Annotated in this window: 17 protein-coding genes; 9 read left to right on the forward strand and 8 right to left on the reverse strand. The window is 59.7% G+C overall.

Translation table 11 applies throughout. The features are described from left to right. The first annotated feature begins 130 nt into the window (after positions 1-130). Entirely contained in the window at positions 131-1,138 is a 1,008-nt protein-coding gene (locus ACTG2U_RS03105; RefSeq protein ID WP_335812466.1) for a LacI family DNA-binding transcriptional regulator, read from the forward strand. A 21-nt stretch (positions 1,139-1,159) separates the two neighbouring features. Here the strand turns inward: ACTG2U_RS03105 and ACTG2U_RS03110 are convergent, their stop codons facing one another. The 4 genes from ACTG2U_RS03110 to fruB form a co-directional block, all read right to left on the reverse strand. Next, the gene (locus ACTG2U_RS03110; RefSeq protein ID WP_335812465.1) at positions 1,160-1,732 is read right to left on the reverse strand and encodes a glucose-6-phosphate isomerase family protein; all 573 of its coding nucleotides are present in this window, start codon (positions 1,730-1,732) and stop codon (positions 1,160-1,162) included. A gap of 174 nt (positions 1,733-1,906) precedes the next feature. Then, positions 1,907-3,643, reverse strand: a complete 1,737-nt coding sequence (gene fruA, locus ACTG2U_RS03115; RefSeq protein ID WP_439974010.1) for a PTS fructose transporter subunit IIBC — start codon at positions 3,641-3,643, stop codon at positions 1,907-1,909. Then, positions 3,640-4,629 carry a 1-phosphofructokinase gene (gene pfkB / locus ACTG2U_RS03120; RefSeq protein WP_439974011.1) on the reverse strand — a complete coding sequence of 330 codons (990 nt, stop codon included), beginning with the start codon at positions 4,627-4,629 and terminating at the stop codon, positions 3,640-3,642. The genes fruA and pfkB overlap by 4 nt, the downstream gene beginning before the upstream one ends. After that, the gene (gene fruB / locus ACTG2U_RS03125) at positions 4,629-5,729 is read right to left on the reverse strand and encodes a fused PTS fructose transporter subunit IIA/HPr protein (protein WP_439974012.1); all 1,101 of its coding nucleotides are present in this window, start codon (positions 5,727-5,729) and stop codon (positions 4,629-4,631) included. The genes pfkB and fruB overlap by 1 nt, the downstream gene beginning before the upstream one ends. 296 nt (positions 5,730-6,025) lie before the next feature. On the opposite strand from fruB, the gene cra reads away from it, so the two are divergent. The 5 genes from cra (at position 6,026) to ACTG2U_RS03150 (ending at position 10,953) form a co-directional block, all read left to right on the forward strand. Then, positions 6,026-7,012, forward strand: coding sequence for a catabolite repressor/activator (gene cra, locus ACTG2U_RS03130; protein ID WP_439974013.1), 987 nt, complete (start codon positions 6,026-6,028; stop codon positions 7,010-7,012). Positions 7,013-7,570: 558 nt separating this feature from the next. Continuing rightward, positions 7,571-8,764: an aromatic amino acid transport family protein gene (locus ACTG2U_RS03135; RefSeq protein WP_421299708.1), complete on the forward strand. Its 1,194-nt coding sequence runs from the start codon at positions 7,571-7,573 to the stop codon at positions 8,762-8,764. 253 nt (positions 8,765-9,017) lie between these two features. Then, positions 9,018-9,575, forward strand: a complete 558-nt coding sequence (locus ACTG2U_RS03140; RefSeq protein ID WP_058057663.1) for a hypothetical protein — start codon at positions 9,018-9,020, stop codon at positions 9,573-9,575. Positions 9,576-9,799: 224 nt separating this feature from the next. Continuing rightward, positions 9,800-10,186, forward strand: coding sequence for an MAPEG family protein (locus tag ACTG2U_RS03145; RefSeq protein ID WP_111900918.1), 387 nt, complete (start codon positions 9,800-9,802; stop codon positions 10,184-10,186). Between the two features lie 116 nt (positions 10,187-10,302). Next, on the forward strand, positions 10,303-10,953 hold the full coding sequence (locus ACTG2U_RS03150; RefSeq protein ID WP_421299709.1) for a hypothetical protein: 651 nt from the start codon (positions 10,303-10,305) through the stop codon (positions 10,951-10,953). A gap of 118 nt (positions 10,954-11,071) precedes the next feature. On the opposite strand, the gene ACTG2U_RS03155 is transcribed toward ACTG2U_RS03150, so the two are convergent. Further along, positions 11,072-12,472 (reverse strand): DEAD/DEAH box helicase, encoded by a 1,401-nt coding sequence (locus ACTG2U_RS03155; protein ID WP_043819983.1) that lies wholly within the window; start codon positions 12,470-12,472, stop codon positions 11,072-11,074. Between the two features lie 348 nt (positions 12,473-12,820). Between ACTG2U_RS03155 and ACTG2U_RS03160 the strand changes: the two genes are divergently transcribed. Further along, positions 12,821-13,651 carry a substrate-binding periplasmic protein gene (locus tag ACTG2U_RS03160; protein WP_042053721.1) on the forward strand — a complete coding sequence of 277 codons (831 nt, stop codon included), beginning with the start codon at positions 12,821-12,823 and terminating at the stop codon, positions 13,649-13,651. A 111-nt stretch (positions 13,652-13,762) separates the two neighbouring features. On the opposite strand, the gene aroC is transcribed toward ACTG2U_RS03160, so the two are convergent. Further along, positions 13,763-14,851, reverse strand: a complete 1,089-nt coding sequence (gene aroC, locus ACTG2U_RS03165) for a chorismate synthase (protein WP_021230156.1) — start codon at positions 14,849-14,851, stop codon at positions 13,763-13,765. Positions 14,852-14,863: 12 nt separating this feature from the next. Continuing rightward, positions 14,864-15,799: a 50S ribosomal protein L3 N(5)-glutamine methyltransferase gene (prmB, locus tag ACTG2U_RS03170; protein ID WP_005360393.1), complete on the reverse strand. Its 936-nt coding sequence runs from the start codon at positions 15,797-15,799 to the stop codon at positions 14,864-14,866. An 82-nt stretch (positions 15,800-15,881) separates the two neighbouring features. On the opposite strand from prmB, the gene smrB reads away from it, so the two are divergent. Further along, entirely contained in the window at positions 15,882-16,406 is a 525-nt protein-coding gene (gene smrB / locus ACTG2U_RS03175; RefSeq protein ID WP_005333198.1) for an endonuclease SmrB, read from the forward strand. 57 nt (positions 16,407-16,463) lie between these two features. Continuing rightward, complete coding sequence (locus ACTG2U_RS03180) at positions 16,464-17,759, forward strand: sensor domain-containing diguanylate cyclase (protein WP_019445127.1); 1,296 nt, start codon at positions 16,464-16,466, stop codon at positions 17,757-17,759. 130 nt (positions 17,760-17,889) lie between these two features. Here the strand turns inward: ACTG2U_RS03180 and ACTG2U_RS03185 are convergent, their stop codons facing one another. Then, entirely contained in the window at positions 17,890-18,498 is a 609-nt protein-coding gene (locus ACTG2U_RS03185; RefSeq protein WP_439974014.1) for a histidine phosphatase family protein, read from the reverse strand. Positions 18,499-18,735: the final 237 nt, after the last annotated feature.

An 18,735-nucleotide genomic window follows, 5' to 3' on the forward strand; every position in this document is an offset into this window, starting at 1 on the left:
CAAACATTGGGATATATCATCGGCATGGGCGGTGAAATTCGTGATCAACCGCTCACTTGCAACCTTCTCTCATCCGAAATACAGATTAATCGATATATCTTGATGGCACGATCATGACTGGACCCACACCATGAGCAATGTGACTGTTGCAGATATTGCCCGCCACTTGGGCGTTTCCACCGCCACCGTCTCCATGACCCTGCGCAACAAGGGACGCATTTCCGACCACACTCGCCAGCGGGTACTCAAGGCCATCGACGAGCTCGGCTATGTTTACAACCAGACTGCCGCTAACCTGCGCAACAAGAGCAGCAATCAGGTTGGCCTGTTGCTGCACGACATTACCAACCCCTTCTATGCAGAGATGACAGCGGGCCTGAGCCGGGAGATGGAACACCACGACCTGATGCTGTTTCTCGCCAACAGCGAGGAGTCGGCGACAAGGCAGCAGCAGTTTATGGATTCGCTGCAACGCAACAGCGCCGCCGGCATGGTGATCTGCGCAGCCCAGCCTACGCCCCACAGCTTTTTCGAGAGCCTGCAACGTCGCCATATGCCCACCATTCTGGTGGTGCGACCGGTGCCGAATGTAGCGATAGACTTTGTCGGCACCGACAACTTTCTGGGCTGTCAGCTCGCGACCGAGCACCTGCTGAAACTCGGCCACCGTCATATCGCCTTTGTTGGGGGCTCCCCCACCTCCATCAGCCGATCCCAACGCCTCGGTGGTTATATGAGCAAGCTGCTCGAACACGGTATCACTGCCAAACCGGAGTGGATCATCAGCTGCGGCGCCAGCCGGGTAGAGGGCACCCGCGCCACGACGGCGCTGCTGGAGCAGCACCCCGAGGTGACGGCAGCGGTCTGCTATCAGGATGTGGTGGCGCTCGGCGCCATGCTGGCGCTGCGCAAGCAGGGGCGGCTCATCGGCCAGAACTTTGCACTGGTGGGCTTTGACGATCTGCCGGAGACAGCGCTGGTCGAACCGGCGCTCACCACCGTCTCGGTGGCTGCGCGGGAGATCGGCCGCAAGGCGGGCGAGCTGCTGCTTGAGCGGATGGCCGGCAACGACGAGCCGGCCAAAAGCATCATTCTGCCTCCTACTCTGGTGGTGCGCCAATCTTGCGGCAGCCCCTAGCGGGCCGCCGCCAGCTCCGATTTATATCCCTTGCTGATCGCTGGTCACAAGGTGGGGCGTACCATCTTCTCCGGCCAGCACCCGAACAGCAAAACCGCGCGTGCCCATCGCTTTGTAGTCGTGACCTGCGACAGCAGACCAGACCGCCAGCGCTGAGAGCTGCGTCTCGCCGGTGTTGACGAGTCGATGGGCCACATGGCCCGGAATATGGTGAACGCTGCCGGGAAAGACCTGCTCCAGCCGACAGACGCCAGCCATATCCTGCAACAGCAATAGCCCCCTTCCGCACAACCCGAAGTAGTATTCGGCCTGCTCGGCGCGAGCATGGATATGACCGCGGGTCATAAAAAACTCGCTCCCTATCCTGCCGGCCTCAAGATGGGTGACGCCCATGTTGAGATCCCCCTCGCCACCATTGCCGGGCAGCATGGCGACCCGATAGAGCAGGGTCTCGGGCGAGAGCGCGGCCTCGGCGTGCGGGTCGGCAAAAAGCCCCTGCAAGTCAGCCAGGGTGGTGCTCTTCTCAACCAGTTCTGCGCCACCGATCTTGCCGGTCGCAAAATTGAGCATGGGGGGGATCATGGGTGTCATCATCTGCTCCTGGGTATCGGGTTATCAGCGGGCGCAGGTGCGCCCCAAGCACCTCACGCTAGAGGGTTAATCTATTAACCACAAGCAAAACAACGCCTGCATTTTTCCCTGTATCCGGCAATAAAAAAGCGGCCCGCAGGCCGCTCTTGGTTATGACATGTTGCCGGGTGGCAAGGCTTATGCAGTGGCCAGTTTGGCCTGCTCTTCGCCGCGTTTGAGCATGGCGTAGGAGACACCGGTCAGCAGCGAGCCTGCCGCAATCGCCACGATATACATCATGACGTTGCTAATGGCGTGCGGAATGAACAGCACGAACAGACCGCCGTGGGGTGCCATCAGCTCACAGCCGAAAAGCATGGAGAGCGCACCGGTCAGGGCGCCGCCAACCATACAGGCCGGGATAACCCGCATCGGATCCTTGGCGGCAAACGGAATGGCCCCCTCGGAGATAAAGCACAGACCCAGCACGAAGGAGGCCTTGCCCGCTTCCTGCTCCGCCTTGATGAACTTGGTACGGGCCAGGAAGGTGGCAATACCCATGCCCAGTGCCGGCACCATACCGGCGGCCATCACGGCGGCCATCGGGGCGTATGTTTTGGAGGCCAGCAGGCCGACCCCGAAGGCGTAGGCCGCCTTGTTGACCGGGCCGCCCATGTCAAAGCACATCATGGCTCCGATGATCACACCCAGCAGCACGGCGTTGGCAGAGCCCATGTTGTTGAGGAACTCGGTCATGGCATTCATGATGCCGGCCACCGGGCCACCCACCACATAGATCATCACCAGGCCGGTAAAGAGGCTGGCAAAGAGCGGAATGATCAGGATGGGCTTGAGCGCTTCCAGAGTGGTCGGCAGGCGCACCTTGTCGCTCAGGTACTTGGCACTGTAACCGGCCAGGAAACCGGCCACGATGCCGCCAAGGAAACCGGCGCCCAGCGAGCTTGCCAGCATACCGCCGATCATGCCGGGGGCGAGACCCGGGCGGTCAGCGATGGAGTAGGCAATGTAACCGGCCAGCACCGGGATCATCAGGGCAAAGGCAGAGCCACCACCGATCTTCATCAGCGCGGCGGCCAGAGAGCCTTCCACCTTGAACGCTTCGATACCGAACACAAACGAGAGCGCGATGGTAAGACCGCCCGCCACCACCATGGGCAGCATGAAGGAGACACCGGTCAGCAGATGCTTGTAGGGGCCGGCTTTTTCCTCTTTCTTGGGCTGGCTGGCACCGCTGTGGCGATAGGTTTTCGCCTCGATCCACGCCTTGTCGAGTTCGGCGCGGGTTTTCTTCAGCGCAGCGCCCGTGCTGGTGCGATAGACCGGCTTGCCGTCAAAGCGCGCCATGTCCACTTCGATATCGGTGGCGAGGAATACCAGATCGGCAGATGCAATCTCCTCGGCAGTCAGGGCATTCTGGGCACCGACCGAGCCTTGGGTCTCAACGCGGATCTGATAACCCAGCTGTTTGGCCATAGTCTCCAGCGCTTCTGCCGACATAAAGGTGTGGGCAACGCCAGTCGGGCACGCTGTCACCGCCACGATGCGCTTGCCTGCGGCGGTCGGTTTGGCGGCAGCATTGGCAACGGCGGAGGCGGCTTGATGACGATAGACGCTGGCACCGCTGGTTGCGGCTTCCAGCAAGGCAGCGGGATCCTGCAGGGCGAGATCCATGCTGCCCTGATAGACTCGCTTGCCATCATAGGCGGCGAGATCCACCGGGGCACTGGCGACAACCAGCACCAAATCGGCGGCGGCAATCTGCTCCTTGCTCGGTACTTGGCGGGGCTGCACACTGGAGCCGACGTCGAGGGTGAGTTCCCAGCCAGCCAGTTTGGCCTGCTGTTCTATCCGTTTTGCAGCGAGAAAGCTGGTGGCAATGCCCGCCGGGCAAGCCGTAACCAAGATTGCTTTCATTGGGCATCTCCTGAGTTTTCCATTGAGGGGGTATTGCATTGAACAGGTGCCAGCTCATCCAGACGCTCTACGCGCACCTGTTCAAGTAAAGGGTTGAGCACATTGATATCGTCAAAGCCGACCGCCACCTGACTGACCGCCAGTGCCGAGACGGCAGTGGCCAGCCGCAGGGTCTGCTCCGGCGCCCAGCCAAGGCTCAGACCATGGGCAAGACCGGCCACCAGGGAATCGCCAGCACCGACCGTGCTGACCACCTGCATCCGCGGCGGAATGGCTTGCCAGACGGCATCCGGGGCAAACCAGATGAGGCCATCGGCGCCGTTGGAGATCACCACGTTGGGGATCCCGCTTGCCTGCAGCGCGCGGGCACACTCGGCCTGCTCGCTCAGGGTCTTGATGGGGCGGCCCGCCCACTGGCTCAGCTCCTCCAGATTGGGTTTGACCAGGGTCGGCGCAGCCTTGATACCTTCGCTTAAGGCCGCGCCGCTGCAATCGAAGATCACCTGCTTGCCCTTGGCCTTGAGCAGACGGATCAGATGGGCGCAGTAATCGGAGGCCACCCCTTTGGGCAGACTACCAGCCAGCACAAACCACTCTGCATGCTCAGCCAATTGGTCGATGGCCTGCTCCAGCGCGCTCACTTCCCTTTCATGGATGGTGAGCCCCGGCAAGTTGAGATCGGTGACCCGACCGGATTGCTCGGAGATCTTGACGTTGATGCGGGTGCTGCCCGCGACACGGACAAAGTGATCATCCAGCGCCCGCTCTGCAAACAGGGAGACAAAACTCTGTTCATTGTCAGCGCCCAGCCAGCCGGTGACGCCTACGTCGCGGCCCAGATCCTTGAGCACCATGGCGACGTTGATCCCTTTGCCCGCCGCACGCAGGTTGGCCTCACTCACCAGATTGACCTCGCCCAGGCTCATTGCCTCAAGGCGAGTAGTGAGATCAAGGGCAGGGTTAAGGGTAATGGTGACAATCTTCATCAATGCGCCCCCTCGCCGAGACCAGCGGCAATGGCCTCACCGATCCCCTTGAGAGCCGCTTCGGCATCTGCCCCTTCGGCGCGAAATGCCAGACGGTGACCGCACTTGACCCCAAGGCCGATCACCTTCATCAGGCTCTTGGCGGAAACCGCTTCGCCGCTGCCATCCAGATTGGCCACCCGGATGTCGGATGCAAACTCTTTGGCCACCTTGACCAGCATGGCGCCGGGACGGGCATGCAGGCCGTGAGGGTTGATGATGGTGAAGGTTTCGGAAAGACCGCTCGCGGGGCCCGCTTGCAGCATGGCCAGTCCCTCGCTGCCCGCCAGCGTCGCCAGCTGACCGGCAGCCGCCAGTTTGGCCAGATTCTCCAGCTGCGGCAGATGGCCGCTATCTGCGGCGCACAGCAGCAGCATGGCGCTGACCGACAGCTCCTCTGCCGTGAGGGCGCTACTCGGGGTGGCCAGCACCCACCCGGTCTGAGCCGCTTGCGCCCGGGCCAGCCAGATGCCCTCGCCCAGATAGGCAGGTTCGCTTGCCAGCAGGGCGCTCACCATGGCGGCATCGCCCCAACCGGCGGACTTGGCGCGGGCAGCGGCGCCCAGCAGCAGCTGGTCGCGATCATCGGCCGGGAAGTCGGCCAGGGTCAGGTATTGCACCTCTTTGGCGGCAGTGGCGCCGGTCAGGATATTGATGATGGTGTCGGCATCGGTGGCCTCTTTGAGCTGGGCTGCCGCCTGCTCATCACCCAGCACATGGGTGAGCTGGCGCAAAATGCCCAGATGCTCGTCGGACTTGGCGGCGATACCGATGGCGACGTAGGCGATCTGCCCCTCGTCCCACTCGATGCCATGAGGGAATTGGGCCACCATGACGCCGGTGCTCTTCACCAGATGACGGGTATCGGTGGTGCCGTGGGGAATGGCGATGCCGCTGCCAAGATAGGTGGCATGCTGCGCTTCACGGGCCAGCATCCCATCCACATAGCCCGCTTCCACCAGACCGGCTTCGGTCAGTTTGCCTGCCAGCAGGGCAATGGCGTCCGACTTGGTCGCCACCGACTGCCCCAGCAAGATCTGCTCTCGCGCCAACTTCAACATAGAGACTCTCCATCAGGTTCCGGCCGCGCCGGTACGTCACAATTGAACATTCGGATAACTCGCCAGCTGACAATAGACCCGAACACGGTTCACTGTGATCGGAGCCCGATTTTCAGGCTACTGGGTCTCTTCGTTGCTGACAGGCTGAATCGTTTCACTTACACTCAGACTGAATCGTTTCAGCGAATTGATCAAGTACCCACAAAGAGTGCTTTTCAATGATATGATCCCGCGCACACTTTTCGGTGCCCTCACCCGGCAGTGACCGTGGGCCTTGCAACTCAAACAGAGCCAATATGATGAAACTGGATGAAATCGCCGCCCTCGCCGGTGTCTCGCGCACCACGGCAAGCTATGTGATCAATGGCAAGGCCGACCAATACCGCATCAGCCAGGCCACCCGCGACAAGGTGATGGCCGTGGTCACCGCCCATAACTACCAGCCGGACAGCCGCGCCGCCTCCCTGCGCGGCGGCCAGACCAAGACCCTCGGCTTTATCCTGCCCGACCTTGAGAACGCCAGTTACGCCAAGCTCGCCAAACGGCTGGAACAGGGGGCTCGGGCGCAGGGCTATCAGCTGCTCATTGTCTGCTCGGAAGATGAGCCCGCCACAGAAAAAGAGCTGGCCCAGATGCTGGTGAGCCGCCATGTGGACGCCCTGCTGGTGGCCAGTTGCCTGCCCCCAGACGACCCCTTCTACGGCAAATTGCAGGCGCAAGGCAGCCAGATCCTCGCCATCGACCGGGCGATGGCCGCCGACAAGTTCGTCACCGTCGCCAGTGAAAACGAGAAAGCGAGCTTTGATCTCACCAGCTCCCTGCTCACCCCGACTCTGCGCCATATCGCCTTGATCACCGCGCTGCCGGCACTCACGATCAGTCAGGAGCGAAAAGCCGGTTTCGAGCAGGCGGTCGCCAGTCACAGCGCGGCTCGCCACCTGTGCGAGGGGGATCACTTCTCCCGTCTTGAGGGGTATCGCCTGATCAAAGATCTGCACCAGCAGCTGGGTCAGCTGCCCGAAGCGCTGATCACTACTTCCTATATCCTGATGGAGGGGGTACTCGACTACCTGTTGGAGCAAGAGATCGATATGAGCCAGCTCGCCATGGCCACCTTCGGGGACGATCGCCTGCTTGACTTCCTCCCCTTTGGCATCAACTCCCTGCCCCAGCAGCACGACGCGCTGGCGAGCCAGGCGCTGGATCTGGCGCTCAAGGCGGTGAACGGCAACTACCAGAGCGGGCTGCACTATGTGAGCCGCACCCTCAAGCGCCGTCGCTAACCTGCTCGAAGCAGACCCGATTTGCTGTCAATGGGTGGGTAAAGAAAGCAGATGACAATAAGGCTGCCAGCATCGGCAGCCTTATTTTTTTCCCCACAACCCTACCCGCCCGCTTTGCTTTCTCTACCGTCTGGCCGACTAAACAACCGGCCTCCACACTCCTTTCACCCCGCAACTAAACGCCAACGCCACGCCAAGGCACTCCCCCATCCGTGCTGCAACCACTTGGCTGACCCGTATCAATGAGCCCCTGCCAGTCATTTTTTCGGTGCTTTTTTCTGCAATCAGCCATCACTGTCATCATTTATTTCCACTTGTTGCCACAAGCCAGCACAAGATCCGTATAAAAGAGGTTGTTTCCGCTATTTTGATCCGCTAACGTGGCAACCATCTTTTACAACTGACAGGTTTTAGGTACAGATGTTCCCGTTCCGATATTGCTAGCCTCCGGCCCTATCACCGGAGGCACCTTCTGATAACGCCAATTACTCCCCTCTTGTTGACGTCACTGCTGACATCGCCTGTTTGTACTGACACCGCTACGTTCGGATGGATAACATGAATACCAAAACTCTGGGTTGTACCCTGTTGATTGCCGGCACCACCATAGGTGCCGGCATGCTGGCCCTGCCGCTGGCCTCCTCCTCCCTCGGCGGCCCCGCCACCCTGATGTTGATGGTCGGCCTCTGGGCCCTGATGGCTTTCACCGCCATGCTGCAAGTAGAGGCAAGCCTCAACACCGGCAAGTGGTACCTGCACCAGCTGGCGGATCATCTGCTCGGCCCCTGGGGCAAGCGCATCGCCTCCTTCTGTATCCTGATGCTGTTCTACTCGCTGGCCTCCGCCTACATCAGCGGCGGCAGCAGCCTGCTGGCACAGGCGCTGGCCGATGCGGGCATGAATCTCAGCCAGGAGCAGGCTGCCTGGGCCTTTACTCTGCTGTTTGGCGGCATGGTCTGTGTCGGCACCCGCTCGGTGGATTACCTCAACCGGCTGATGTTCACCGTCAAACTGGTGATCATGGTGGTGGTGCTGGCGTTGCTGTTGCCCCGCACCGAAGGGCAGCATCTGCTCTCGATGCCGCTGGGTCAGGGCCTGTTGCTGGCGGGCCTGCCGGTCATCTTCACCTCGTTCGGCTTTCACGGCTCCATTCCGAGCGTGATGCTCTACCTCGGTGACTGCCCAAAACAGCTGCGTCGGGTCTTTGTCTGGGGCTCAGCCCTGCCGCTGATCCTCTACGTGCTGTGGCAGGTGGCGATCCTCGGTCTGCTCGGCCAGCAAGCCCTGCTGCAAACCGGCAGCGCGCTGGACAGCCTGCTGGCCAACGTCGGCAAGCTGGTGAGCTGGCCTGCGTTTAATCAGGCGATGCACCTGTTTGCCGATCTGGCACTCGCCACCTCCTTCCTCGGGGTAACGCTGGGGCTGTTCGACTTTATGGCCAAGGCAACCCGCCGCAAGGACAACTGGCAGGGCCGCACTCAGACTGGCCTCATCACCTTCGTGCCGCCATTGCTGTTTGCCCTCTACTTCCCGCAGGGCTTTATCATGGCGCTGGGCTACGCCGCCATTGCGCTGGCAATCCTCGCGGTACTGCTGCCGGTGGCGCTGGTATGGCAGAGCCGCAAACAGGCGCCTGCCCACCACTACCGCGCCCCGGGTGGCGTAGTGGCGCTGGGAGTAGCCGCCGCCATGGGGGTGCTGATTGTTGGCGTACAGATCAGCGTCAGCCTTGGAATGCTGCCAGCGCTGTAATCCCCGATACTGAATGCCCCAAATAGCCAAGCCCCGCCAATTAACTTGACGGGGCTTTTTGTTGGAAAAGAAATCAAGTTGGATACAGGTATCCGCCATTAATTAAGACAGCGACCCTTACCAAACAAACACCCAAACCTTCGGCTATATACCGACCTTTTTACTACCCAACCCTGAATAATCAGTTCAAAAACCGTTCATGCCTCTTCGCTACACTGCCCGCTCGTTTATCGCTATCAGGAGTTAGAAAACAATGATGTTGCACCTCAAGAAGAGCACCCTTGCCCTCGTCCTGCTTGCCGCCAGCGGCGCACTCAGCGCAGCCGAAATCGCCAACAACAATATTACCGAGGCGGAGATCAAGGCCGCGCAGGATGGTTGGGGCGCGGCGCTCATCAAGATCAGCGATGACTATCGCGCCGGTGGGATTGAGCGCGCCAAGGCGACTGCCGAGTCGGTGCTCGACAGCGCCTATGGCTACCAGCAGGGGCCAGTGCTGTTCAAACCCACCCTCGCCGGTGGCGAGCAGACCTTTCGCACCAACCGCGAGGGGGCGCTGGCCTACTTTGTCGGCAACAACAGCGCCTACCCCACCGACAAAGGGTTCGCCCTGAAAAACTGGCAGAGCTATCGCTATGACAATGCCGCCGTCTATATCAACGGCGACATGGCGCTGACCATGGGCAAGGTGCATCTGGTGGATCGCGACAACAAGGAAACTACAGTCGACAAGACCTGGGGTTTCAAGAAGGGGGATGATGGCAAGGTGCGCATCGTGCTGCACCACTCCTCCCTCCCTTATGAGGGGTAATGACGGGGCCCTGCTCTGCCCACCATCAATATGATCAAAAAACAGCCCTGCCACCTCGGCAGGGCTGTTTTTTTGCGCCTGCGCTTGGCAGATGGCAAGTGAATAGATGACGGTCGTGCTAAAGCAGTTTGCTGCTACCCTCAAGGTAAGCCATTGAGATGCCGAGCAATATCGCCTCTCTGAACACCAGCTACTCGATATCATCACACAAGGAGCCAGATACCATGACCATACTGCCTGTTTACGCGGCCCTGCTTGCGCTGCTTTTTGTGTTGCTGAGCATTCGTACCATTCGCACCCGCCATAGCCGCAAGGTGGCACTCGGCCATGGCGATGATCCCGCCATGCTGCGGGCCATGCGGGTACACGCCAACTTTGCCGAGTATGTCCCCCTCGCCCTACTGCTGGTCTATTTCGTTGAAACCGGCAGCCATGCCCCCTGGCTGGTTCATTTGCTGGGGAGTGCCTTGCTGCTTGGTCGCCTCTGCCACGCCTTTGGCATGAGCCGCACGCCGGAGAACTTCCGTTATCGGGTGGCGGGAATGGGGCTGACCTTCACAGTGATCCTGGTGAGCGCTGCCCATATCCTGATCACGGCGCTGCCCCCCTGACCCGGCCGTCACGAATAGCTGGCGAAGCGGTCTGGCAGCCATCCCAATCGGCTATTCTTCACTGCACAGATAGTCGCAACAGTTCTGCTTAAACAAGCCCGATTCAGGAGTGCGATATGAAGTGGATTGGCTGGTTACTGCTTGTCGGGCTGACTCCCGTTGCCCACGCAACCCCGCTAAAGCTGGCGGCAGCGGTCGAACACACTGCGATATTGCGCCCTTTTATTCATGACTGGTTTGGCCGGGCCGGCATCGACTTTCAGTTGATCCCCTGCACCTATGCCCGCTGCGAAAAGTTGATTGAGGCAGACCATGCCGTCGATGGCGATATGGCCCGGATCAAGGGCTTTGATCAGACCTATCCCCACTTGCTGCAGATCGGTGCCCCCATCTCGGAGGCGGCGATTTATGGTCAGGCACGGGATAACCCGAGCTGGCCCCCTGCCGAGGGTACCGTGATTGGCTGCCTGCGTGGCATCCAGTGGTGCGAGCGCTTCCTCGGCAACTATCAGGTCATCTGGTTGAACGATGAGAAGCAGGGGCTTGCCCAACTGCATCGAGGCAAAGTGGATTGGCTCATCAAGATGCGCCCCGCCTCTCAACCTGCACTGGCGTCCCCCTGGCAGAAGATCACCAAAGAGCAGGTCTTTCTCTACCTCGATAAAAAGCACCGCGCGGAAATTGCGGCCCTGCTCAAGGTACAGCTGGCGTTTATCAATAACGGCCGCTGGCTGGCGATGCAACAGCAGTACCTCTCCGCCATCTAGCGCGGTTCTCGCAGCACCACACAGTGCCGATTACATGGCTGAAAAAACAAAAAGCCCTGCCAGATTGGCAGGGCTTTTCAGTCAACCGCATAGCTGGGGAGTCAAGCTCCCGAGCCGCTTACTGGTTGTGGGTAGAGCGACGTGGACGACGGGCCTGAGCCGGTTTGCCAGCGCCATCAACAGGGCGCTGACCACCTTGCGGCTTGGGCTTGCCACCGTTACCGGTACGTGCACCACCCGCATTGCCATTGGAGGCGGAACGACCGGCCCCCTGACGCTGGCCTTGACCTTGCGGACGCGGCGCACGGCGCTGTTCGCTCGGATCACGAGGCTCTTTGCGAAGCGGCGCGCCGATACCACGGGCGATGTTGTCCAGGGTCTCGCGGGAGGCTTCAAAACCGGCCACCTGCTCGCACGGAATGTTCTGCTTGGTCAGACGCTCGATCGCCTTGATAAGCTTCCCTTCGTCGGCCGCCACCAGCGAGATGGCGTGACCGGCAGCACCGGCACGGCCGGTACGACCGATACGGTGCACGTAATCTTCCGCCACGTTCGGCAGCTCGAAGTTGACCACTTGCGGCAACTTGTCGATGTCCAGACCACGGGCGGCGATGTCGGTCGCCACCAGCACCTTGACACTACCATCCTTGAAACCGGCCAGCGCGCGAGTACGGGCACCCTGGCTCTTGTTGCCGTGGATGGCGGCGGCGCTGACGCCGTTCTTGTCAAGGGTTTCGGCAACGCGGTTGGCCATGTGCTTGGTACGGGTGAACACCAGTACCTGCTGCCAGTTGTTGCTGGTGACCAGATGACTCAGCAACGCGATCTTGTTGGCCTTGTCGCACGGATGCACCAGCTGCTCGATACGCTCGGCAGTACTGTTGCGCGGGGCCACTTCGATCACCGCCGGGTTATCCAGCAGACCGGTGGCCAGTTCGCGGATCTCGTCGGCGAAAGTCGCGGAGAAGAGCAGGTTCTGACGCTTCTTCGGCATCAGAGCCAGGATGCGGCGAATGTCGCGGATAAAGCCCATGTCGAGCATGCGATCCGCTTCGTCCAGTACCAGGATCTCCACTTCGTCGAACTTGACGGCGTTCTGGTTGTAAAGATCCATCAGGCGGCCGGGACAGGCCACCAGCACGTCCAGACCACGGCGAGTCGCCATCATCTGCGGATTGATGCTGACGCCGCCGAAGACCACGTGGCTGCGCATCGGCAGGTGTTTGCCGTAGTTACGTACGCTCTCGCCCACCTGGGCGGCCAGCTCGCGAGTCGGGGTCAGCACCAGCGCACGAATGCGGTTTGGAGAAACCTTGCGCTTGCTCTCCATCAGACGTTGCAGCATCGGCAGGGTAAAGCCTGCGGTCTTGCCGGTCCCTGTTTGGGCCGCCGCCATCAGATCGCGGCCAGCCAGAACGGCGGGGATCGCTTGCTGCTGAATGGGAGACGGGGTGTCGTAGCCTTGTTCGGCAACGGCACGCAACAAGGGTTCGGCCAGACCGAGGGAAGTAAAACTCATAATTACCTGCTAGAGATAGGGGCGCCGGGAATTTGTGGTGGGGCTCCTCTGCTGAGCCGATGCCATCTCACAAGATCTGGGCCTATTGAGAAAACAACGATTTCCCCGGGGAGCAGAGCAAAGGGGAAAGAATAGAGGCGCAGTCTAACGGAGTTGCCCGGGATAAACGAGAAAAATGTGATGCTCCTCCCAGCACGAACAGAAAATCCCCCTCCTGCCCCCCGAATAATCCCGTTGATTGATGTAGCACGCACCACACTATTAACTGACAACACAATATCAGCCCTCGCAGGCATGGCTCGCAGGGCAAAAGCACGGGATAGAAGAACACAATAACGAGGTTTAGCTATGACCACGCCATATCGTCCCCGCGGCAGCTGGCAGGCAAGGATTGGCCTGCTGCTTCTGCTGCTAAGCCCTGCGCTGCAGGCCAGTCAGACCCTGACCGTGGCCTGGAGTCACTGGCCCCCCTTCAGCCAAATCAACAACCGGGGTGAGCTGGATGGGCTGGATGTCAGCCTGACCCGCCAGATCCTCACCCAGGCGGGCTTTGCCCCCAAGTTTCGCGAGCTTCCCTGGGCGCGGGCACTGCATCTGGTAGAGCACGACCAGCTGGATGTGGCGATGGCCGCCCTCCCTCTGCCGGAGCGCCAGAGCTATGCCCGCTTCTCGACCCCCTACCGCCAGAGTGCCTATGTGCTGCTGAGCAATGACCCTATCCCCGGCCATCAGGATCGCTGGGCACAGCTCGATAATCTGCCCGCGCTGTGCAACGAGAAAGGACTCAAAATAGGCAAGTTGCGCGGCACCCGCCCCATGCATCAGATGGATAGCTGCCCGGCGCTTAAAATGGCGACCGAATACAACGCCGATGAGCGGATGATCGATCTGCTGCTGGCTCGCCGCCTCGATGGCATCATCATGGAGTGGCAATATGCCCGCTACCGGCTGGCCCAACTGGGGGCCGAAGAGTTTATCAGCTGCCAGCTGTTGCTACACCACCAGCCGGTCAGTCTGATGTTTGCCAAAAACAGCGTGAGCGAAGAACAGATTCTCAAAGTCAACGAGGCCATTCATGCCTTGCCCAAACCCCACAACAAGTTCTCGCCCCCCAGGTGTCGCCTCAATGCCGATCCGGGCGCCGCGGACCTGCTGACCCGCACTCTCCGCAAGCATTGACGGGATAAGCCGCCACCTGAAATAGCAAAGGCGACCCGAAGGTCGCCTTTTTGGTATTGTCGAACTTGATCTCCTGACTTATGGTGATCAGTCGATAAGTAGCAACAGCGATCAGCGTAGCTGCGGGGTATGGGTCAACACCCCCTGATTCTGGGCACGATGGCGCAGCAGGTGATCCATCAACACCAGCGCCAGCATAGCTTCGGCGATGGGCACGGCGCGGATGCCGACACAAGGATCGTGACGACCCTTGGTGATCATCTCGATTGCCTCGCCTTCGGTATTGATGGTCTTGCCCGGCACCGTAATACTGGAAGTCGGTTTGAGCGCCATGCTTACCACGATATCCTGACCTGACGAGATCCCACCCAGAATGCCGCCCGCATGGTTGCTGGCAAAGCCTGCCGGAGTCATCTCGTCGCGGTGCTCGGAGCCTTTTTGCTCCACTACCGCAAAGCCGTCACCGATCTCCACCCCTTTCACCGCATTGATACCCATCATGGCGTGGGCAATGTCGGCGTCGAGGCGATCAAATACCGGCTCACCGAGACCCACCGGCACATTGCGCGCAATGACCTGCACCTTGGCACCGATACTGTTGCCCTCTTTTTTCAGGTCGCGCATGTATTGATCCAGTTCTTCCAGCTTGCCCGCATCGGGGAAGAAGAAGGGATTCTGCTCAATCTGTGCCGCATCAAACGCCTCGGCCTTGATGGGGCCGAGCTGGGAGAGAAAACCGGTGATCTCGATGCCATGCACCTGTTTCAGGTACTTCTTGGCAATGGCCCCCGCCGCTACCCGCATCGCGGTCTCGCGTGCCGAGGAGCGACCGCCGCCGCGATAGTCCCGCTGACCATACTTCTGGTGGTAGGTGTAGTCAGCGTGACCCGGCCGGAACAGATCCTTGATGTCGGAGTAATCCTTGGAGCGCTGATCGGTATTCTCGATGAGCAGCCCGATGGAGGTGCCGGTGGTCTTGCCCTCGAACACCCCGGAGAGGATCTTCACCTCATCCGGCTCGCGGCGTGGCGTGGTGTAGCGAGAGGTGCCCGGCTTGCGCCGATCCAAGTCTCCCTGCAGATCCGCTTCGCTGATCTCCAGCCCAGGCGGGCAGCCATCAACCACGGCACCCAGCGCCAGGCCGTGGCTCTCGCCAAAGGTAGTGACCCGAAAGAGTTGACCAAAACTGTTCCCTGCCATGCGCGCTCCTGCTTAGTTCTTGTAGATGGCGAAATGATCCTGATACTGCACCAGCTCGTCACGGGTCATCACAAAGACGCCGTGACCGCCGTTTTCGAATTCAACCCAGGTAAAGGGGATCTCGGGGAACTGGGCTTCCAGATGGATCATGCTGTTGCCCACTTCGACCACCAGCACGCCGTTATCCTTGAGAAAATCTGCCGCATGGGCCAGCAGACGCTTGGTCAGCTTGAGACCATCGGAGCCGGACGCCAGCGCCAGCTCGGGCTCGTGACGGAACTCGTCCGGCAGATCCGACATATCTTCGGAGTCCACATAGGGCGGGTTGGAGACGATGAGATCGTACTTGTCGCCCGCCGGCAGATCGCGGAACAGATCGGAGCGGATCGGAATAACCTGCTGTTCCAGCCCGTGATCGTTAATATTGCGCTCGGCCACGTTCAGCGCATCGATGCTGATGTCGATGGCATCGACTTCCGCTTCCGGGAACTCGTGGGCCATGATGATGGCGATGCAACCGGAGCCAGTGCACAAGTCCATGATCCGGGTCGGTTCATGTTTGAGGAAGGGCGCGAAACGGTTGGCCACCATCTCGGCAATGGGGGAACGGGGAATGAGCACCCGCTCGTCCACGTAGAACTCCCAACCGGCATACCAGGCCTTGTTGGTCAGATAGGCGGCCGGTACCCGCTCCTGTACCCGGCGGATAATCAGCTCGGCGATGCGGTGACGCTCGCTGCTGGTGAGACGGGAGTGGCGCATGGCCGGGTCTACATCCGGTGGCAGATGTAACGCGGGCAGTACCAGCTGCACAGCCTCATCCCAGGCGTTGTCGGTTCCATGACCGTAAAAAATCCCGGCGTCGTTGAAACGACTCATGGCCCAACGCAACATGTCCTGGATGGTGTGCATCTCGGCAACCACCTCATCGATAAATATCTTGTCCAAATCCACCTCCAAGTCGAGTAATATCCGGCCCGAGCCCCGTTTACGTTGCGGGCAAGACGCATACCTAATACATGAGCATCTGATGAAAAAAACGCCCTCACCGACAGACGAGGAAACCCTGCTGTTCCGCGATGCGATAAAAGGTACCCGGAAAATCAAGCAAGATACCATAAGGGCCGAGTTACGCCCGGTCAAGCAGAAACGCGAATTGCGCGAAACCCGCGAAAAGCTTGGGGTTGACCACTATTTCAGCGATGAGTATCAGCCCCATCTCGACGATGATGGGCCGACCCGTTACGTGCGGGAAGATGTGTCAAAATTTGAGCTGAAAAAGCTCAAGCGGGGCATTTATCCGCCGGAGATCTACCTGGATCTGCACGGCATGAACCAGCAGCAGGCAAAACAGGAGCTGGCCGCCCTGCTCACCCTCTGCCAGAAAGAGAACATTCACGTCGCCTCGGTGATGCACGGCATCGGCAAACATATTCTCAAACAGCGCATTCCCAGTTGGCTGGCCCAGCACCCCAATGTGCGCGCCTTCCATCAGGCCCCCCGCGAATGGGGCGGCGACAGCGCCATTCTGGTGTTGCTGGATATCGAAGAGTAGTTAGCCAAACGACCACACTATACTGAATATCAATATGTTATTCGCCGTGGAGGTCGCATGTTTACACAGGGTTCCCATGCCGACATAAAGTCATCTCTCGACGCCATCGGCGCTGCCGTGGCGGTGTTCAGCCTAGACAAGGATGATCACTTTGTGCTGGTCTCTGCCAACGATACCTTTGCCAAGGCATTCGAGCTGGATGTCCTTGGCAGCATTGGCAAACAGCTGAGCGAGATGTTTCCCCGCTACATCACCAATACCATCGAGCCGCCAATGCACGAATGTGTGCGCATGCAGACCGGGCTCGAGAGCGAGCTGCCCATCGACAGCCTCTCGCGCACCAGTTGGTGGCGCTTTATTCTCTCCCCCATCATCCCCGAGCAGGCACGGATCAACCGGATCATCGTCACCGCCATTGATATCACTGCCAAAAAGCAGCTGGAAGAGGCGCTTACCACCAGTCGCCGCCGCTTCGAAGCGGTGGTCAACTCCGCCTATGACGGCATCATCAGTGTCAGCAGCGAGTCACGCATCGAGCTTATCAATACCGCCGCCTGCGAGATGTTCGGCATCGACGAGAGCTATCTCGGCAAGCGGCTGGAAACCCTGCTTCCCCAGCGTTTTCGCGCCAATCACGAAACCTATTTCAAAGCCTTCAGCAGCTCCCCCATCAATTCGCGCCCGATGCATGCCCGCGCCTCGGTGATGGGTCTGCGCCGAGACGGCAGCGAATTCCCGCTGGAGGTGACCATCGCCAAAATCAATTTGGGCCCGACCACCGAGATGACCGCCATCTTGCGGGATATCTCGGAGCGAGCCCGACTGGTGGAGGAGTTGAAGGTCGCGGCCACCACGGATCCCCTGACCGGCATTGCCAACCGGCGCCGCTTCAACGAGCTGGTCAACGCCGAGATGCAGCGCTGCCAGCGTTTCGGCCATACCATGAGCCTGCTGCTGATCGATATCGACCACTTCAAGGAAGTCAACGACACCTTTGGCCATCAGCAGGGAGATCTGGCGATCCTGAGTCTGGTGAAACGGATCAGCAAACAACTGCGGGAGGTGGACATGCTGGGTCGCTGGGGTGGCGAGGAGTTTATCGTACTGCTACCGGAAACCTCCCTCGAGCTCGCCTGGGCCAGCGCCGAGCGGATCAGGCTAGCCATCGAATCCCAGCACCATGCACTGGACGGGGCTCTTGAGATCTCCCTCACCATCAGTATCGGGATCAGCGCCAGCAAGGGCAGCCATGACACTGTAGAGAAGATGGTTAGACGAGCCGACACCGCCCTCTATTTGGCCAAGAAACAGGGGCGCAACTGCTGCCGCAAAGAGGAACCGGAGCCGACCTGATGGCGCACGCCCCTGCCCTCTGGTGACACTGCTAACCTTTGCCTGCAGAGATAACCAACCGCAACGAATACAAAAGACAGCGCTACTCTCTTCGGTAGCGCTTTTTCTCGTCATGCTTTTGGTGCACTTTTCAATCACAACCATCAAGGGGACGGCTAAAGCGCAGTGGGCCACCATCATCCAGAGAGAGCCTCACCGACAGCATGCCGCCGTTGGGCAATTGCCATTCAAAGAAGTCATCAAAACCGGCAATCGTTACGGCGCGGATCACCTTGGCGACCACACCGTGCGCCACCAGCAGTATCCGCTCCCCCTGCATGGTCGAAGCAAGTTCCGTAAGTCCCTGTGAGATCCGGGCTATCACCTCATCAATGGTTTCACCACCGGGAGGAGCTTCAGCCCAGCGCCGGGTGATATTGCGCGCCCACAGCTCGGGATAGCGTGTTCTTGCCTCTACCTGCGTTAGCCCTTCAAACAGGCCGACATCCCGCTCACGAAAGGCAGGCACAAGCTCCACAGGCAATCCCAGCTGACGAGACAAGATGGCAGCACTCTCCCTTGTTCGCAGCAGGGGGGACGCCAGCAGCCGATCGAACGGCGGCTCTGTCACAGCCACCTTCTCAGCCAGACAAGAGATCTGGCGCACGCCATCGTCATTAAGCCCGATATCCAGTGCACCTTGATACCGTCCTTCCGCATTGGCTTGCGTCTCACCATGGCGGATCACCACCAGTTCCATGGTGCACTCCTTTATTCCTACTATCTGCTTAGTGATTAAACCACAATCGACTTCCCATTCGGATAACGTGACGACAATCCCCATTCATCTGCGCACCTTAACGATTCTTTAAAATCGAGCAAGATTACCTTGCTTCCAGTGAAAATAATCTGCTGAACTACGCACGCTCATCCGTAAAAATAGCGAGCCGAGTGATGCCATGTGTTGATAGATGGGAAGAATAAACATCCTCATCAT

The organism is Aeromonas sp. 95A, assembly GCF_051919235.1.
In the GTDB taxonomy this organism is placed as follows: domain Bacteria; phylum Pseudomonadota; class Gammaproteobacteria; order Enterobacterales; family Aeromonadaceae; genus Aeromonas; species Aeromonas veronii.

Coding starts and splice junctions, on each gene's coding strand:
- ACTG2U_RS03105 (WP_335812466.1), top strand. CDS start 131: ATGAGCAATGTGACTGTTGCAGATATTGCCCGCCACTTGGGCGTTTCC.
- ACTG2U_RS03110 (WP_335812465.1), bottom strand. CDS start 1,732: ATGATGACACCCATGATCCCCCCCATGCTCAATTTTGCGACCGGCAAG.
- fruA (WP_439974010.1), bottom strand. CDS start 3,643: ATGAAAGCAATCTTGGTTACGGCTTGCCCGGCGGGCATTGCCACCAGC.
- pfkB (WP_439974011.1), bottom strand. CDS start 4,629: ATGAAGATTGTCACCATTACCCTTAACCCTGCCCTTGATCTCACTACT.
- fruB (WP_439974012.1), bottom strand. CDS start 5,729: ATGTTGAAGTTGGCGCGAGAGCAGATCTTGCTGGGGCAGTCGGTGGCG.
- cra (WP_439974013.1), top strand. CDS start 6,026: ATGATGAAACTGGATGAAATCGCCGCCCTCGCCGGTGTCTCGCGCACC.
- ACTG2U_RS03135 (WP_421299708.1), top strand. CDS start 7,571: ATGAATACCAAAACTCTGGGTTGTACCCTGTTGATTGCCGGCACCACC.
- ACTG2U_RS03140 (WP_058057663.1), top strand. CDS start 9,018: ATGATGTTGCACCTCAAGAAGAGCACCCTTGCCCTCGTCCTGCTTGCC.
- ACTG2U_RS03145 (WP_111900918.1), top strand. CDS start 9,800: ATGACCATACTGCCTGTTTACGCGGCCCTGCTTGCGCTGCTTTTTGTG.
- ACTG2U_RS03150 (WP_421299709.1), top strand. CDS start 10,303: ATGAAGTGGATTGGCTGGTTACTGCTTGTCGGGCTGACTCCCGTTGCC.
- ACTG2U_RS03155 (WP_043819983.1), bottom strand. CDS start 12,472: ATGAGTTTTACTTCCCTCGGTCTGGCCGAACCCTTGTTGCGTGCCGTT.
- ACTG2U_RS03160 (WP_042053721.1), top strand. CDS start 12,821: ATGACCACGCCATATCGTCCCCGCGGCAGCTGGCAGGCAAGGATTGGC.
- aroC (WP_021230156.1), bottom strand. CDS start 14,851: ATGGCAGGGAACAGTTTTGGTCAACTCTTTCGGGTCACTACCTTTGGC.
- smrB (WP_005333198.1), top strand. CDS start 15,882: ATGAAAAAAACGCCCTCACCGACAGACGAGGAAACCCTGCTGTTCCGC.
- ACTG2U_RS03180 (WP_019445127.1), top strand. CDS start 16,464: ATGTTTACACAGGGTTCCCATGCCGACATAAAGTCATCTCTCGACGCC.
- ACTG2U_RS03185 (WP_439974014.1), bottom strand. CDS start 18,498: ATGGAACTGGTGGTGATCCGCCATGGTGAGACGCAAGCCAATGCGGAA.